Here is a 15,604-nt window from a genome sequence, read left to right as displayed (position 1 = left end):
GCCCACCGTGACGAGCGCGGTCACTACACCGGGGCCGAGGACACGGTCAGTGACCACGGGCCGGTCGAGGAGGCGTACCTGGCGGCAATCGCCGCCTTCGCGGAGGCGGCAGGCATTGACCAGCTGGAGATCCGCGAGCCACAGATCGGAGGCTTCGCCCACTTCGGCTTGGAGCCACCGGTCGACGGCTACGGCCTGGCCGACCTGTTCCCGGCCGGCCCGGCCGGGTTCCACGACGGCGCTCTGGTGCCGATCGCCGTCGGTCTGGAACTCGTCCGGTCCATGCTCCGCGACAACGGCGCCTGGTGCCGATTGGAGGCAGGGGGAGCGTTCGCCGTGCACGTGGGCTGGGACCAGTACCTCTACATCGGCAGCAACCAGCCCTGCGAAACCGCACTGGCCCGCACCCGCGCGCTCGGCCTGTTCCCGGAACGCATAGACGCCTCGCCGTACGACTTCGCCCCCGACGGCGCCGCATACGTGCAGCGGCCGGCCGACGCCGACTTCTGGGCCCGCCTGCACTGGACCGTCAGTGCCCACCGCGCGATGTTCCTGGAGGAGGTCTTCGCCGTCAACGCCTCCCGGTGGCACCGCCTGACCCGCGACAACATCGAGACTGTGCGCTCCCAGCTGGCTCCACGCGCACAGCTGGCAATCTGGCCGGACCTGCTCACCGACGTCGAAAAGGCCGTTGCCGCTCTGCCCGACGAAGGCCTCGTGGAGATCGTCTGGGAGGACGAGGACGGGCAGATCAAGAGCACGGTCGTGGACGAGACCCAGTTCGAGGCAGTGACCTCCCAGCTCGCCACCGCGCGTGCTGCCGGCGTCGTATCCATGTATGCCGGTGAAGACCTCCCGCTGTTCACCGCTGTGCTGCCCGACAGCGACGGCGTCCTACGGGCTCGCTGGCAGACCGAACCGACACCCAGCGACCGGAATTGGGCGTTCCTGAAGACCCTGCGGCGCGGCCAGGTCGTCACCGGCACAGTGACGACCATCGCCAGCTTCGGCGTCACCTTCGTGGACATCGGCGGCTTCACCGCGATGATCAACATCCCGGAGCTGTCCTGGCGCCCCTTCGATCACCCGTCCGACGTCGTCAGCGTCGGCCAGGAGGTCACAGCCGAGGTCCTCGACGTCGACATGGTCAGGGAACGGGTACCGCTGTCGCTCCGAGCAGTGCAGGAAGACCCGTGGCCGCAGATAGCACAGAGGATCGGCCAGGTGGTCAGCGGGCCGGTCACCAAGATCGTGCCGTTCGGCGTCTTCGTCCGCATCGAGGACCGAGAGGACGGCTTCCAGGGGCTCGTGCACACCAGCGAGCTGGATGAGTCGTCCAGAGACGTCGTCGAGGTCGGCGACGCCCTCACCGTCAAGATCATCGACGTCGATCTCACTCGCCGTCGTATCGCCCTGTCGCACGTCCAGGCCCCTACCTCTACTACCTAGGGTCAGCCGTGTGACTGACGACGAGAGGAATCCGGTGCAGGCCGAGTAGCCCTGCTGACGCAGAGCTACTTGTTATTTCGCGGCAGCTTCGGGAGTACAAGGCCGTGTCGGCTGTTTCCCGGACTTCCGCCAGCAGGCGTCGAACGCCGCGTAGCCCTTGCTCCCGCTCGCGGGGCCGTTCGAGGGGTGGTGCAGAAGCTTCACCCCCACGCGGCCGGGGGCGCCAGTCGTTGCCCGCCATACACCTGCCGCAATGTTGAGCATCGGAGTTGACCATCCAGGCCAGGTATCGCGCTCAGTCACAGCTGTTGTGACTGAGCGCTCTAGTTGGCGAGTGAGCGTTTCAGTTGGCGAGTCGGTTCGCGGAGACCAGCCACCGCCAGCGTCGACGCTCTGTGACAAGGGTGGCGGCAGCCAGCAGAGTCACGGGGGCCGCCGCCCAGGAGGGCCAGGCCAGCCACGAGAAGGCCACGGCCGCAGCTAGCTGGAGCAGCACCAGCAGGATCGTGACCCAGCCCGGCACCGCGATGATCACGTTGGCCTTGTCTCCCGGAGTGGAGAACAACGTCGGAAGGCCGATCAGGGCCAGCACGGACAGGGCGGCAAGCAGCGATGAGTGGCTGGCCAGGGCCCAGGGGGTGGCCACCCACGCGACGAGTTCCGTCGCGAAGCGCAGGGCGGACGCAGCGCGGTCGTCCGGCCGTCTCAAGGTCCTTGCCCCACCAGCAGCATCGGTCACCTGCGGACGATCTCACGGCACCGTGGCTGACTGCCAGAGGCTGGGACGCCGCCGCACCATGGCTTCCCCTCCCCCCGGGCGGGGAGACACGTCACGCTGAGCGCCTCAGTTGGCGAGACCCGCCAACTGAGGCGCTCAGTCACAGCTGTGACTGTGCGCGCTAGATGGCCCTTGAGCACGCTAGTTGGCCCACGTGCGGGGTTCCAGTTGCCCAGGGGGTGCCCCGGGGCGGCTGCGTTCGTTGATCAGACATGACGAACGCGCGCAAACTAGCTGTCACCACGGCGCTTGCCGTTGCTGGCCTCTCCCTGGCTTCCCTTCCTGCCCAGGCAGACGAGAACCCCACTGATGGGGTGGGCAAGCTCAATCAGCTCAACCAGCCGGGGCGGGCTACGCAGGCCCTGGATCCTGTGCTGGGGCTGCTTGCCCCGGTTACCGGGCTTCTGCCGGCGTGAATCCGCGGCCGGGCCGCACCTGATCTGAGCGCCGTGGTTGGCCGGCCTGGCCGACCACGGCGCTCTGTGTGTGCAGCACTTTCCGGTGCAGGGCGCGCCATGTCTCCCAGGTGCCGAGGTGGGGGGCAAGACGTGGCTTTCGGTCGTGTTCCAGCGATTTGCTGCCATCTGGGTCCGCTTGTTGATCATCGCGCGTAGCGTCCGGGTCGGCTGCGGGCCGCTGGGGTCTGCGGGTGTGGAAGGGGTGGGTTGTTCATGGGTGCTGGGGATGCGACGCCGGAGGTGCGGCTGGAGCGGTTGCGGGCCTCGCTGACGGGAACGTCGAAGAATCCGCGGGCGGCGCGGTGGAGCACGCAGGGGCACGCGAATGTGTTGGTCGGGGCGGCGCTGCATGCTGCGGACCGGCTGCGGCAGGGCCAGACGCTCACCGAACTGGAGCGTCGTCTGGTGAACGTGCTGGGTGCGGTGCTCCCCGAGCAGGAGATCAGGGCCTGGGGCGGGGTGTACCGGGAGGCGGTGCAGTCGCTGGGGAGTCAGGTGGCCGTGGTGCCTGCGGTGATCTCCCAGTTGCCGGTGACCACCGGCTTCCAGCTCAGCAACCTCAAGGAGGTTCTGCCGGCGCTGGCGCGGGAGCACGCGGCGCGGCCCAATACGGCGGTGGTCAGCCGTGAGTCGGTCGCGGCCGGCGGGCCGGCCGACAGCGACGCTTTCGTGCGGGGCCTGTCCGAGTACGGTTTCGGCGCCACCGTCTTCGACCGGTTCCGGCCGGCCTCCGCCTCCGCTGCCGAGGCCGGGGGCGAAGAGCAGCAGGCGCAGGATGCCGGGCCGGCGGCTGCGTCGTTCCGGGTGAAGCTGGAGCTGGAGAACTTCCGCTGTATCCGGGCGGTGGGGGATCAGTGGGGTGGCAAGGACGAGATCTACTGGTCCTGCTCCACCGGCAGCGACAAGCAGGCGGGCACGGGTTTCATCTCGCAGGAGTTCGGGGCGATGAAGGCCGGTCAGTCCCGTGCCTTCGACACTTCGCGACGTACGGTCTTCGACGGCCAGGCCAGCGAGGGCCTCATGCTGGCGGTGTCGGTGTGGGAGGCCGACCAGAGCCCCCCGCAGTGGGCCAAGGCCCTCATGGAACTCCTCGTCGGGCTCAGCGACTACATGTTCAGCAACTGGGGCTGGATGCTGGCGGGCATGCTGCCCGGCGGCTACTCCGAGATGGTCCTCGGCATCGCCGCCGAGATCGCCACCATGTTCGCCTGGGTCGTCGTCCACGCCCGCAACGACGACGACCTCTCCTGCACGCGCGTGTTCCTCCTGGACCAGTACGACCTGGCTCTGCTCTCCTACGGCAAAGGCACCGACTGGCACTTCAACGGCCTCGGCCACCATGTGCTGAAGGTCAAGTACTCCGGCAACCCGGTTCCCTTCCCCACCGGCCAGCTCCAGTACGCCGTGCGCACCGGCAACACCTGGAGCGCACCGGTCACGCTGCCGTGGGAGAGCATGACCCCGCCCGCCGTGAACACCTACAACAACCACCTCTACGTTCTCTACGTACGCCCCGGTGACAAGGCGGTGATGTGGACCCGCCATGAGAACGGCACCTGGCGCACCCCCGAACGCATCGGAAACGACGTGAGCTTCTACGCACCCTCGGTGGGCGTGGCCCACGGCAAGCTGTACTACGCCGTCACGGGCACCAACGACGGCCTGTACTGGCGCACCTTCAACGGCACTTCCTGGAGCGGCATCTCCCGGTTCGACGGCTACACCTCCGCCAAGAGCCCTACGCTGGCCATCAGCGAGTACCGCGGTGACCTGTGGCTCACCCACATCGGCCCCGACGGCCGCCCCTGGATCAACTACCGCAACGCCAACAACTGGTCCCCCTCGTACGCCGAGAACTCCGCGTGGGTGGTGGACCGGCCGGTCGCGATGGCGCCCCACCAGGGCCGGATGTGGCGTTTGGCCAGCGGCACGGACCAAACGCTGCACGCCACCACCTCGGAAGGCGGCGCGCCGTGGAAGACGGCGAGCGCCCCTGGCGGAGTGACCCGCCACGGCCCCGCGCTGGCCATCCACGACAACAAGATGTGGATCTTCGTTCGTGGGACCGACGGCAAGCTCTACTCCGCGATCAACTACAACGAACGGTGGGAAACCCCGCTCCAGCGCGCCGGCGACGGCACTGGCATCGACCTGCGCGACGAGCCCTCGGCCATCTCACACCAGGGCAGGCTGTATGTGATGTACCGCCGCTGACCCCCGCCCGACCGGGGCCGCACAACAACGCGTGGCCGGCATGCCGTCGGCCACGCGCACCGCCCGGCGGAGCGGACTACCAGCGCCGGGCCCTGCTAGCTTCTGCGCAGTCTCCGGCCAGCTTTCGGGATGGATATCGCTTGCTCGCAGCCGATGCCACGGGCGTCGGTAAGAACATTGGCACACCGGGAACTGAGCATCGAAGTTGTCCATCTGGGCCACCTAGCGTGCTCAGTCACAGCAGGAGGCTCTCGGTACGCTGTTGCTAGCGGAGGACGTACGGGTTCACGGTGACACCGGACCGGCGCGCGCGGACACGCAGTGGGTGACCGACCCGGACAACACCGGGCCGCGCGATGTCCAGCTCGCGACCTGGTTTCGCCGGGACCCCACCCGCGGCCTGCTCTACCCCGGCATCAAGAACTTTCCGCCCTCCGTCGCCCCGACTAGCTCGGCAGCCTCGTGTCGTGGACTCCGGCGGTCCAGGCTCCGCAGTCCGCGCACGACTTCGCCGGCGCCTCCCTGCGCGCACGCCGACCGGGTGATCTCCCGCGATTCGAGCCCATCTGTCCCTGGGTGCGCCCTACTGTCGCCGTCGACCGAACACCGCAGGCACAGATGGAGGAGCAGTGTCCGTCGACATCCAGCACCTGTTCAACACCAAACTCCCCAAGACGTTCGCCGAGGACCCGCAGCAGGCCAAATCGCTCCGGAAGAAGATCCAGCTGGATCTCACTGGAGAAGGCGGGGGTCGGTGGATGATCGACGGCTCTTCAGCGGTCCCCACGGTCAGCGAAGGACAGCCCGGTGGAGAAGATGCCCGCATCACGATGGGTGCCGCGGACTTCCAGAAGGGGTACGACGACGACGCCGCGTTCCAACGCCTTTACTTCGACGGCAAGATGCGTGTCAGCGGTGATCCCATGGCAGCGGCGTGGATGGGCAAGCTGATGGAGCTGTGCCGTAAGTGACCACGCGGCTTCGCAACGAGCGCCGCTGGCCGCCACGGGCGGCTGGCGGCGCTCGCCTCATACTGCCGGGTCTGCGGACGTGCCGGCACCACGAGGGCGGCCGCCCCGCCGGCCTGATCCACCGGCCGATGCTGCACTCAGCCAGCATGCGTGCCCGTCTGCGGTCCTGTGCGGCGAAGCCGGGATTGCCTCCCGCTCGCCGCGGCGTCGTGTTCCTGGACCGAGTACGAAAGCAGATGATTCAGCCTGGACAGTGACACAGCGCAGGCGGCCGTGACGCTCGCCGTGGCCGGCGCGTACTACGTGGTGTTCCGGCTCCTCGAGCGGATCGCGCAGAAGGTCGCGTGGCCGGCCTGGGTACAGGGAGCGGCGGGCGCGCTCCTCGGCTGGGCGCGGCCCCCGCGGTACCGCTCGACGGACGACATCGCCGACCTGGTCCGCCAGAGCCGGTCATGACGACGCAGCCACCGTCCGAGCAGGGCGTCTACATCTCCCCGGTCCAGATGTACCGGGAGGTGCAGCTGGTGTCGCGGCTGGTGTCCCGTGTGGACGGCAAGCTGGACGGCATCCTCGCCGACAACCGGGAGATCAAGACGGACGTCGGACCACGAGGCCCGGCTGCGCGCGCTGGAGCTGGGCGAGACGCCGCGGCAGCAGCGGGACGAAGCGCGGCTCGCCTCGCTGCTGGAGTCCGGGCGGTGGCCGCTGCCTGCCCTTGGTGCGCTGACCGGCCTCGCCGGCGTGGTGACCGGCGTCGTCGCTCGCTGACACCACCCCGAGACGGCCCCCGTCCCCTCTCCGCTCCGAGGGGTCGGGGGCCCCTGCCGTGCAGGGCCTGGCGATGTCCGACCCCGCGCGTACCGTGGTCGGTGTCCTATTCCGACTGTGCTGGCTGCGCTGATCAGGTTGGACCTTGTGCCCCCGCCCGGCTACCGGGCGGGGGCGGCATGCTTCAAGCGGCCGGCTCGACGTCGCCCCGGACCAGGTCGCCCCACTCGGCGAGCAGCTTGTGATACCGCTGCGTGCGGTCCTTGCTCGCCGGTTGACCCATGAGCCGGCGGATGCGGGCGTTGATGTCATCCAGGGCAGACGCCACCTGGCCGTGCGGCCGGGAAGGGATGGGCATGCCTGCACCGTACGGGCGGCCACCGACATCGAGATCGGGTGGTGGCCTGTTCTATTCTGTTCGAAGCGGTCGTTTCGGCCGTGGCTGAGCAGCAAAGGACACACCCGATAGCCACACCCACAGAGGTCGAGCTGGGCGGCTACCCGTTGCCGGTCTGGACCGAGGGTGAGGCGGGCTCGTGCACGCGCTGCCAGGCGAAGTGCAAGCGCTACGGCAGCGGCGCGAACCCGCTGTGCCGGGCGTGTTTCGCTGAGGTCGCTGCGAAGTGGGGGCACGGCGTGAAGCAGAAGGGCTACAACGCCTGAGCGCCGCCGGCTCCGCGCAAGCACACCGTGATCCGTCCAGTGTCGGGCTACAGGTGGGTGGCGCGGATCATGACCGTGAGGATGGGGGAGGCGGCCGAGGGCTGGCTGTGTCCGATGTCCTCGTAACCCCATGCCCGGTAAAGGTCGTGGACTTTGCCGTCGCCGGCTGCGGCGTTGACCATGAGCGTCACGTACGGTTCGTCGCGGGTGTCCAGCAGCGCGTCGTGGATGCGCCGTGCGGTGCCTGTGCCGCGCCACGCGGGTCTCACCCCGATCTCTTTCAGGGCGAACGCCTGCCCTGAGGTGTACTGCTCCGCCGGCGTGGGGCTGGTGCGCTGCCAGTACCTGTCACCGTGGCTGATGATGTTGCCGTAGGCGTAGCCGATGGGGTGACCGTCCGCGTAGGCGAGTACGGCCTGGAACCCCGCTTCTCCGCCGTGTCGGTCCAGGCGCTCACCGAACGCGGTGACCTGGTAGTTCGGTAGGTGGAGCAGTGGCGCGCGGACTTCGGCGTACACGTCGATCAAGTCGGCTCGGACCTCATCGAGGTTCGCGGACGTGCGGATTTCCGCGCCCGGCGCTGTGGTCATGCTGGTGCCCTCCATGCGGCTACGTGCTCGTTCCAGGTCTGCGTCACGGGGCTGCGGGGAGCGGTGGCGCGCAGGGCGGCCCCGAACTCGCTCAGCATGCGGGAGACCGGGGGTGTTGGGTAGCGGCATCGGCAGGAACTTGCATGGCGGTGGCGGTAGCCGTATCGGCGTCGCCCTGTGCGAGCTGAGCGTGTGCGAGACGGGTCGTGGTGATCGCCCGGGAGCGGACCATGTGCGGGCGCAGGGCGGCCAGGCAGCGGTGCGCATGGAATTCGGCCGTGGCGTGGTCTCCGAGTGCCAGGTACGCCGACAGCGCCAGGGAGTGCAGCTCGGCCTCGTCGTAGAAGGCTTTCATCCATACGGGCCGGTGTTCGTCGAGGTTGGCGCGGGACATGGCGTCCTGGGCCTGGTCGAAGGCCCTGCGCGTACCGGACCGGTCGTGTGCGGCTCCGTGGATGGCGACCTGTCGAGCCAGGCCGAGGGAGGCGAACATGGGGTCACGCCGCGTGATGTGCAGTCCTCGGGCGACGTCGTTAGCTGCGAGGGCGTCCGCAGGTTCACGAGCTGGCTGCTCCGGGCACCTCAGCGCTTCCTCATGGCCGAGGCCCCACAGGACCCCAGCTTCATCGAGGGCGCAGCCGGTGCGGCTCTCGCCTTCCAGAGCGTCGAGCAGGGGGCGGACTCCGTCACCGACTGGGACGCCTGCCTGCTGCTGATCTGAGGGAGACGACCAGGTGCAGCCACACGACACCAGCCCGGCCGAGGACGCTGTCCTGTCTGTCCTGGGTGGAGTTACCCATTGCAGAGGTCGCCCGGCGGGCGCGTACGTCCGTCGGCCGGCTGGCCGCTGCGGTCGAGCTGTACCGCGCCGCGGGTCGGGCCGCCCTCGAAGCACAGCCCGACGGCTGGCAACAGGTGTACATCAAGTTCGTGGACTACCCCACAGCCGACAACGCCTTCCGGGCCTACCTCCTGCCGGCCCTGAGCGAAGCGCCCGTCGACCAGTGGTGGTTCCTGCGCAAGCACCCCTGCTGGCGTCTCCGTGTCCGCCACCGCCCGGACGTGCCACAGGACGAAGCCATCACCCACGTCGCGGAAGCTCTCGACAGCGCCGTGTCGTGGGGGGTGGTGAAGGACTGGCAGCCATCTTTGTACGAGCCCGAGATCGTGGCGTTCGGAGGGCCGGACGGCATGGCCATCTCCCACTCCCTGTTCCACACCGACAGCGTCGGCGTTCTCGACTTCTTCCGGCACGCGACGGAGGGAACCAAGAAGCTCCTCGACGCCAAGGCGACGTCCTTCCTCATCACCGCGCTGTTCCTGCGCGCCGCCGGGCTGGAGTGGAGCGAGCAGGGAGACGTGTGGGGGCGGGTGGAGGCTCGTCGGCCGCTGCCGAAGGACGTGCCGTTGGACAAAGTCAGCGCCATGGCGGAGCAACTCCAGCGGTTCCTCCTGTTCGACTCCGCCCCCGCCCTTGCCGACGGTCCGCTCACACCGCTGCGGAGTTGGGTGACGGGCCTGGAGGCCGGCGGCCGGGCACTCGCCGCCGCCGCGCACGAGGGCCGTCTCGGGCTCGGCCTGCGTGGAGCCCTGGCCCGGCACATCCTCTTTCACTGGAACCGGATGGGCTTCAACACCCGGCAACAAGCGATCTGGTCACGCGCCGCACGAGAAGCAGCACTGGGCCGATGGCCGAACGCGGATGGCTGGTCCGGCAGATGCTGTAACGCCTGGGGATGTCACTCCGTCCAGAGAGGCGTCCAGCCGTTGACGCTCGGCCACGATCTGATGTATTGCCGCCGGGGGGAAACTGACTGTGCCGACCCCAGTCCGACGGGACCGAACACCTCTTCTTCGAGCCGCTCGCGGACCTCTTCGCCACCCCCCTGGAAGAGCCCACGCCGCCGTCAACCGACGAGGAACTGGAACAGTCCCTCGCGCACGTCTGGCGTCAGGGCGGGCGTAGTCGATGGTGATGTACGGGCGGGACCGCACCCGGAACAGCTCAAGCTGCCCCGCGCACTGGGCGGCGGTGGCTCCGGCGCCCCGGCCGCGCCCCGGCCCGCCACGCGCTCGCCCGGGATAATTCTCGGCGGTCATCACTCAGTAATCTCCTCCTCGGTCTCGACGGCCCCGCCCCCTGGCGCTTGGTGTTCTCGCGTGACAGGGCCTGCTGCAGCATCTCGCGGGCACGGGCGACGTCTTCGCTCTTCTTCTCCAGCCGTCGCAACGCCTTGTCGAGAAGTACGGACGCGGCCCTTTCCGTTGTGGTGCTAGAACTCCACAGTCGCGCGCAGCAAGGCCGGCGACGAGATCGCCATCAAGTGCGTCGCTCCCCGCACCCCGGCTGCTGCACCACCGTGTCGTCCCGCAGGTGAGAGTGGTCGCGCCCACCGAGCACCTGAAGAAGCAGTGGGCGGAGGCCGCCGCGCCGTCTTTGTGCGAGAGGCGTGGCCCGCCTCGCCCATCCGTGGCCGATGCGGATGCCGCTGCTGGTACCCCATGGCAACTGCAAGTTCGACGTCGTCGAACATCGTGACGGTCGCGGCCACGCACGGGAGCCCTGTCCGCCGAGGCGGCCCGTAAGTCGACCCTGTTCAAAAATCTCGACGTCTTCTCGTCTCCGCGTTGCCGCAGCTCAGGCAAGCAGTTGACGCTGGGTCAAACGACGTCCCACCTGTAGAAGTTGTGGTGACCCGGGTCGGGGGCTGTCGGTACCCCATCTATGCTTGGTCACGTTCCTCCGAGCGGCTGCCTCGTACTTCACCACCCGGTGAAGGCCCGGCAGCCCCTTGCCGGGCTTCCTCAGCCGCATAGAGGACCGCATGGATGGCGAGACACCCGTCGAGAACAGCGACGACCAGGAAGAACAGGAAGATCGGGAAGCGGCCGCCGAGCGGCGCCGGGAACGGCGCGCGGTCATCGTGCAGCTCCTGATCGACTGGTCCTCGGTCATCGCGGCGGTCGCCAACCTCGTGGTGCAGCACTTCTCCTGAACCAGGAGCGGTGAGCGGGTCGCAGCGTCGGGCAAGCAGTAAGCCCGGCCGATGGATAGGCGGCCGGGCTTACTGGCTGTGTCGCGGACGGAGGGCGCCTGGACCTGGGCGGCAATCCGGGAAAGGGGCCCTCTGCGTCAAGTTATATGCGTCATCCGCGCAGCTGGATCGTACGGGAAACAGCGCCCCGGTCTACAACCTGGGCTGCTAGACGCACGTCTAAACGACCGTCCCGGCGCTCAGACGCAGGTCGCGCACGCCAGCCCGCCTGCGCCCGCCTCTTCGGGGAACGCCGTAGATCACCTTCTGAGTGATTCCCGCCAGCTGCCCGTAACGGCATGGATGGCGGCCCGGGTTGGCCGGACGTGAACCGACTGATCCGTGCCGCAGTAGCCGCGGCCGCCGCCCTCGCCACCGTGATCTGCACCTCCCCGTCCGCCGCATCCGATCCGTGGGCGCCCAAACCCAGAGCGTGCAACACCAACGCGGCCGGCGCGCAGCTGCACACCACAGAAGCTGTCCGGCTGCGTGCCGATCGCGGCACCCGCTCGCGCGTGCTGGCCGTCCTACCGAAGAACACTGACTTCTACGCCGAGTGCTGGGGCGTCGCAGCCGATGACGCATGGTGGGCCTACGGAGAAGTCATGTCCGGTCCCCGCCGCCAGCATCAGGGTTGGGTGGCCGGTACCTACGTCGCTCAGGGATGCCGGCACTGAGACAACGAGGATCGCTCGGGTCAAAACAGACTCCCGTAGTGCAGGACTGCGGGAGTCTGTAAGTCCGGTCCGGTACCCGTCTGCTCGACAGGTATGTGGTCGGTCAGGGGACGGCTCGGCAGTCACGGTCAGGGCCGTCGGACCGCTGACCGGGTCGCCCGGGGCGGGCGGTGCCGGCGTGAAGACCGTGCCCCGGCCCTGTGAGAGCTTGATTAGCACCTGGCGGGCCGACTCGCGGTCACCGGCGGCACGGTGGCTGCCGCCGAGCCGGAGCCACCGGCGGGAGCCGACCCACTGGGAGTACGCCTACGTCGCAGGCGTCGGTCCTGCGTGCGGCCCGCGCGCCAGGCCGACCGGCCGCACCCGACACATCAAGCCGGCTTCACTCCCGCTGTCGCAGCCGCCATCGCCCCCCTCTCGGCGCAGCAGGCCAGTGCCGCTTGACGAGCCCGCTACGACGAGGAGGATTTCTTCGTGCTGCGGCCCGGAACGGCGCCCGGCCCTTCGCCAGCCGGGCAGCCCGGATCCAGGCCATGGCCGAACGACTGCTGCGGGGCCAGGCCGCCCGTGCCCGGACACCACAGCCACCGTCACCCCCACCGCAGACAGCCGTGCCGCAGCCCCCTGCCCCGGACAGCGCCCGCATGGACCAGGCCGGCACGCCTGAGAAACCGGCTCGGATGTGAGCTGTCCGGGCCGAGCCCGCCCCAGATCCCGGGCCGCCTCTCATACTCCAGTCTGGCTTCGTGAACCGTCGGCGGAGGTTCAGGGCGTCAGGTAGGCGCCCCGGCCGCAGAGCGGGGATGCCCGGTTCCACCACTGTCCGTGAGCGCAGGAGTCGCACCTCGAACACGTCAGCCCTGCCTACGTCAGCCCTGCCCACCAACCCAGCGCGCACCACGCCCTGAGACGAACCCCAGAGGCACCCCGTCCTCGGGGCGGCGGGTGCGGCTCACTGACACCCCACCCCCACCTAGCGAGTGCATGCTCCACAGAAAGTGAGCTAGAACCCCACTTCGGGAGTCACCTGAGTGAAACCCCGGAATCGAACTGCCTGAGCCTCGTGACATCGTTTTGACGCCTTCGCGGCAGGCGTCACACCACGTCAGACTCGCTCTCCTTGGCGGGATCCTTGGATACCGGGTGATTCCCACCACCGGCCGGGGCGGCGGCACGCAGCGCCGCCTCAACCCGGCGGTTGCTGGTCATGGTCGCGGTGATGGCGGTCATGGCGAGGAGGAGGCTGGCGGCGGTGTAGAGCGGGCTGCGGATGCCGTAAGTGGTGGCCAGCCATCCGCCGAGGAAGGCGCCGAACGGGGCGGCGCACATGGCGAGCATGCGGGAGGTGGAGGCGACCCGGCCCATCAGGTGGGCGGGGACGATCGCCTGTCGGAGGGAGGGTGCGAGCACCATCGTGGCACCCATGGCCGCGCCGCATACGGCGAGCGCGAGGCCGGCGACGTATGGGGTCGCGGCGGCGGCGAGGCCCAGGATGGCGAGTCCCTCGACAGCGGCCGTGCAGGTCAGCGCGGTGCCGGTGCCGAGTCGTCGGCCAAGGAAGGAGGCGATGCCCGCGCCGAGCAGACCTCCGGTGGCCTCTGCCGTGAGGAGCAGGCCGTAGCCGAAGGTTTCGATGCCGAGGCGGTCGTGGGCGAAGAGGGCGAGTACGGTCTCCACGCCGAGGAAGGCGATGTTCCCGACCGCCGGACGCAGCGCGAGCCCGAGCAGCAACCGGTCCCGGAACACGTACGAGGCCCCAGCGCGTGCCTGGCGGAACAGCGACTCGCGGGCCTCGGGCACCGGCCGGGGTACGCCAGGCAGCGTGCGTACGAGCAGGGCGGAGACGAGGAACGACATCGCGTCGGCGAGCAGCGGAACCGCGCGCCCGAGAGCGAGCAGCGCACTGCCCGCAGGCGGCCCGGCGAAGCCGGACATGGCGGTCTGGGCCCCGCGCAGCCGGGAGTTGCCACGCTCCAGGAGCGCCGGGTCACGGCGGAGCAGGTCCGGCAGATAGGCCGTGGCGGCCGTGTCGAAGAAGAGTCCCCCGAGGCCGAGCAGGAAGGCGACGGCCGCGAGCAGCGGGACGCTCAGCACGTCGAGCATGGCCGCTGCCGCCGGTACGGCGAGCAGCACCGCACGCGCCGCGTCCGCGCCCCACATCGTGCGCCGGCGGTCCCAGCGGTCCACGAGCGCACCGCCGAGCACCCCGAAGAGCAGCCACGGCAGCGTGCCGGCGGCCGTGACGACGGCGAGTGCCATTGGGTCGCGCGTCAGCGTCAACGCGATCAGCGGCAGTGCGGCGTGGGTGACCCCGTCCCCGAGGGAGGAGACCGTCTGCGCGGTCCACAGGCGTCCGAAGCCAGCCGGGAACGGCGACTTCCGTACCTTGTGTACGTCCGAGGTCACTTGGCGCCTCCGTCTGTCTGCCTGCTCTGCGCAGGGTGGAAGAGCGCGAATACGAGCGATGCGTCGGGCAGCGAGGGATCGGAAAGCTTGCGGTACTCGTCCGCCAGCGCCTGGAGCCGTTCCCCCAACTCCGCGAACTGCTCGTCGGTGAGCCGCAGATGCGCCATCCGTACGTGCCGCTCGGCGTCCGCCGGGGCTGCCTCCAGGTCCGCCACCGCGTGCCGCATCAGCACATCGGGGCCGCCCTCGCCCGGCTCCGGCAGCACGATTGACCGCGCGGCCATCGCGTAGTACCGCTCGGTGACCCCTCGCACCTTCCGCGTCCGCACCACCTTCACCAGGCCGGCCCGCTCCAGCAGCCGCACGTGATAGCTGGAACTTCCCTTCGCCAGGCCCACCCGCTCGGCGATCTGCGTGATCGTCGCCGGCTCGAAGCGGAGCACGGCCATGATCCGGTGGCGCGTCAGATTGGAGACGGCGCGTAGCTGCTCGTCCGTGGTGACGTGGAACGCCTCGGGAAGGTCATCAGTAGGCATGCGAGCAATGGTCAACAATCCTTGACCATTGCGCAAGGGGATTTGCCGCGCACCTCCAGAATCTGCTGCCCGGCGCACGAGGCCTCCGCCGGAGCCCCTCATCCGCTGCCGAGCCGGGGCAGACGTGGCGGACAAACCAAGATCCATCGCACGGCACTTTCTGAACGTCACCTACTCACACGCCCGATACGCGGTTCAGCACTCCGCGGGTGCTGGGCGTGGACGACTTCGCGATCCGTCGAGGCCAGACCTATTCCGCCGTAGTGACCAGCATCGAAGACCATCGCGTGGTCGATGTACTCCCTACACGTGAAGCCGGGCCGCTGGCCGCCTGGCTGGACCGCCACCCTGGCGTGGAGATCATTTGCCGGGATCGGGCGGGTGCCTACGCCGAGGGCACCCGGCGCGGTGCCCCCGATGCTCTGCAGGTCGCTGACCGCTTTCCCTTGTGGCAGGGCCTGGGCCGGGCCGTGGAATCCTGCGTCGCAGCCCACCGCGACTGTCTGCGCAACCCGACGCCCAGCGGCCTCCCGTCCGCCGCGACTCCAGGACGCCCATGCGCACATCACCGCCGAGACGAGTGACCTCGGCAGTGTTCGCCCAAATCAGCAACCAGACGGAGTCTGAGCGGGCGAGAAGCCGGAGCCCGGCACACACCGGCCCGACACAAGGGAAACGGCGCGGGCCCGCTCCGACCTCAAACTCGCCGCCCGTGAGCGCCGCGTGGTCAGGTGGGAGATCTTCTTCGACGCACCGCCCCGAACCCGCCTCAACCCCACCGGTCAACCCTGGTACACGGTGGTCGACGACGGCACCGGCGGATCCGGATCGGTCATCATCCGCAGCCCCGGCGACGGGTACGCCATCGAGCCCGGCACCGACCTGACGGTCAACATGAAACTGCTCCACCCCTCCCAAGGCGACGCCGGAGACGGGACACTGCGTAACCTCCGCGCCATGGAGATCACCAGGCCGTAAAAGCATGTACCGGCGGCCGCCTCCCCAACGCAGGAGGCCACGGCTGCCCGACGCACACCTGGAGCTTCACAGCCGGCAAGA

Annotated in this window: 17 protein-coding genes and 1 pseudogene; 12 read left to right on the top strand and 6 right to left on the bottom strand. The window is 69.1% G+C overall.

Annotated elements, in window-relative coordinates; translation table 11 throughout:
• The first annotated feature begins 282 nt into the window (after positions 1–282).
• Positions 283–1,449: a S1 RNA-binding domain-containing protein gene (locus IE312_RS34675; protein WP_229900803.1), complete on the top strand. Its 1,167-nt coding sequence runs from the start codon at positions 283–285 to the stop codon at positions 1,447–1,449.
• A 343-nt stretch (positions 1,450–1,792) separates the two neighbouring features.
• Here the strand turns inward: IE312_RS34675 and IE312_RS34670 are convergent, their stop codons facing one another.
• On the bottom strand, positions 1,793–2,188 hold the full coding sequence (locus tag IE312_RS34670) for a hypothetical protein (RefSeq protein ID WP_370467664.1): 396 nt from the start codon (positions 2,186–2,188) through the stop codon (positions 1,793–1,795).
• A gap of 251 nt (positions 2,189–2,439) precedes the next feature.
• Between IE312_RS34670 and IE312_RS34665 the strand changes: the two genes are divergently transcribed.
• The 5 genes from IE312_RS34665 (at position 2,440) to IE312_RS34645 (ending at position 6,638) form a co-directional block, all read left to right on the top strand.
• Positions 2,440–2,643, top strand: coding sequence for a hypothetical protein (locus IE312_RS34665; protein WP_189986199.1), 204 nt, complete (start codon positions 2,440–2,442; stop codon positions 2,641–2,643).
• 255 nt (positions 2,644–2,898) lie between these two features.
• Positions 2,899–4,899 (top strand): PLL family lectin, encoded by a 2,001-nt coding sequence (locus IE312_RS34660; protein WP_189986197.1) that lies wholly within the window; start codon positions 2,899–2,901, stop codon positions 4,897–4,899.
• Between the two features lie 629 nt (positions 4,900–5,528).
• The gene (locus IE312_RS34655; RefSeq protein WP_189986195.1) at positions 5,529–5,870 is read left to right on the top strand and encodes an SCP2 sterol-binding domain-containing protein; all 342 of its coding nucleotides are present in this window, start codon (positions 5,529–5,531) and stop codon (positions 5,868–5,870) included.
• Positions 5,871–6,143: 273 nt separating this feature from the next.
• A complete protein-coding gene (locus tag IE312_RS34650) occupies positions 6,144–6,326 on the top strand; it encodes a hypothetical protein (protein ID WP_189986193.1) in 183 nt (60 codons plus the stop codon).
• Between the two features lie 87 nt (positions 6,327–6,413).
• Positions 6,414–6,638: a hypothetical protein gene (locus IE312_RS34645; protein ID WP_189986191.1), complete on the top strand. Its 225-nt coding sequence runs from the start codon at positions 6,414–6,416 to the stop codon at positions 6,636–6,638.
• Between the two features lie 184 nt (positions 6,639–6,822).
• On the opposite strand, the gene IE312_RS34640 is transcribed toward IE312_RS34645, so the two are convergent.
• Entirely contained in the window at positions 6,823–6,996 is a 174-nt protein-coding gene (locus IE312_RS34640) for a hypothetical protein (RefSeq protein ID WP_189986189.1), read from the bottom strand.
• An 80-nt stretch (positions 6,997–7,076) separates the two neighbouring features.
• Here IE312_RS34640 and IE312_RS34635 point away from each other — a divergent pair, with 80 nt between their 5' ends.
• Positions 7,077–7,301, top strand: a complete 225-nt coding sequence (locus tag IE312_RS34635; RefSeq protein WP_189986188.1) for a hypothetical protein — start codon at positions 7,077–7,079, stop codon at positions 7,299–7,301.
• Between the two features lie 47 nt (positions 7,302–7,348).
• Here IE312_RS34635 and IE312_RS34630 read toward each other — a convergent pair whose 3' ends face one another.
• A complete protein-coding gene (locus IE312_RS34630; RefSeq protein WP_189986186.1) occupies positions 7,349–7,891 on the bottom strand; it encodes a GNAT family N-acetyltransferase in 543 nt (180 codons plus the stop codon).
• Positions 7,888–8,447, bottom strand: a pseudogene (locus IE312_RS43195) (NsdA family TPR-like regulatory protein); the annotation flags it as partial. The pseudogene IE312_RS43195 and the gene IE312_RS34630, both read right to left, overlap by 4 nt.
• Positions 8,448–8,677: 230 nt before the next feature.
• Between IE312_RS43195 and IE312_RS34620 the strand changes: the two are divergent.
• From IE312_RS34620 to IE312_RS34610, 3 genes are all read left to right on the top strand, one after another.
• Positions 8,678–10,168, top strand: a complete 1,491-nt coding sequence (locus tag IE312_RS34620) for a thiopeptide-type bacteriocin biosynthesis protein (RefSeq protein WP_229900790.1) — start codon at positions 8,678–8,680, stop codon at positions 10,166–10,168.
• Positions 10,169–10,716: 548 nt separating this feature from the next.
• Complete coding sequence (locus tag IE312_RS34615; RefSeq protein WP_189986183.1) at positions 10,717–10,887, top strand: hypothetical protein; 171 nt, start codon at positions 10,717–10,719, stop codon at positions 10,885–10,887.
• A 365-nt stretch (positions 10,888–11,252) separates the two neighbouring features.
• Positions 11,253–11,603, top strand: a complete 351-nt coding sequence (locus tag IE312_RS34610) for a hypothetical protein (protein ID WP_189986181.1) — start codon at positions 11,253–11,255, stop codon at positions 11,601–11,603.
• Between the two features lie 1,095 nt (positions 11,604–12,698).
• On the opposite strand, the gene IE312_RS34605 is transcribed toward IE312_RS34610, so the two are convergent.
• Positions 12,699–14,009, bottom strand: coding sequence for an MFS transporter (locus IE312_RS34605; RefSeq protein ID WP_189986180.1), 1,311 nt, complete (start codon positions 14,007–14,009; stop codon positions 12,699–12,701).
• Complete coding sequence (locus tag IE312_RS34600) at positions 14,006–14,545, bottom strand: ArsR/SmtB family transcription factor (protein WP_189986179.1); 540 nt, start codon at positions 14,543–14,545, stop codon at positions 14,006–14,008. Before IE312_RS34600 ends, IE312_RS34605 begins: the two co-directional genes overlap by 4 nt.
• Before the next feature lie 209 nt (positions 14,546–14,754).
• On the opposite strand from IE312_RS34600, the gene IE312_RS34595 reads away from it, so the two are divergent.
• Complete coding sequence (locus IE312_RS34595) at positions 14,755–15,129, top strand: transposase (RefSeq protein ID WP_306419854.1); 375 nt, start codon at positions 14,755–14,757, stop codon at positions 15,127–15,129.
• 139 nt (positions 15,130–15,268) lie between these two features.
• Positions 15,269–15,523, top strand: coding sequence for a hypothetical protein (locus IE312_RS34590; protein ID WP_189986178.1), 255 nt, complete (start codon positions 15,269–15,271; stop codon positions 15,521–15,523).
• Positions 15,524–15,604: the final 81 nt, after the last annotated feature.

The organism is Streptomyces capoamus (assembly GCF_014654935.1).
Lineage (GTDB): Bacteria > Actinomycetota > Actinomycetes > Streptomycetales > Streptomycetaceae > Streptomyces > Streptomyces capoamus.
Note: the sequence above shows the minus strand (reverse complement) of the source record. Positions and strands in the feature narration are given on the sequence as shown.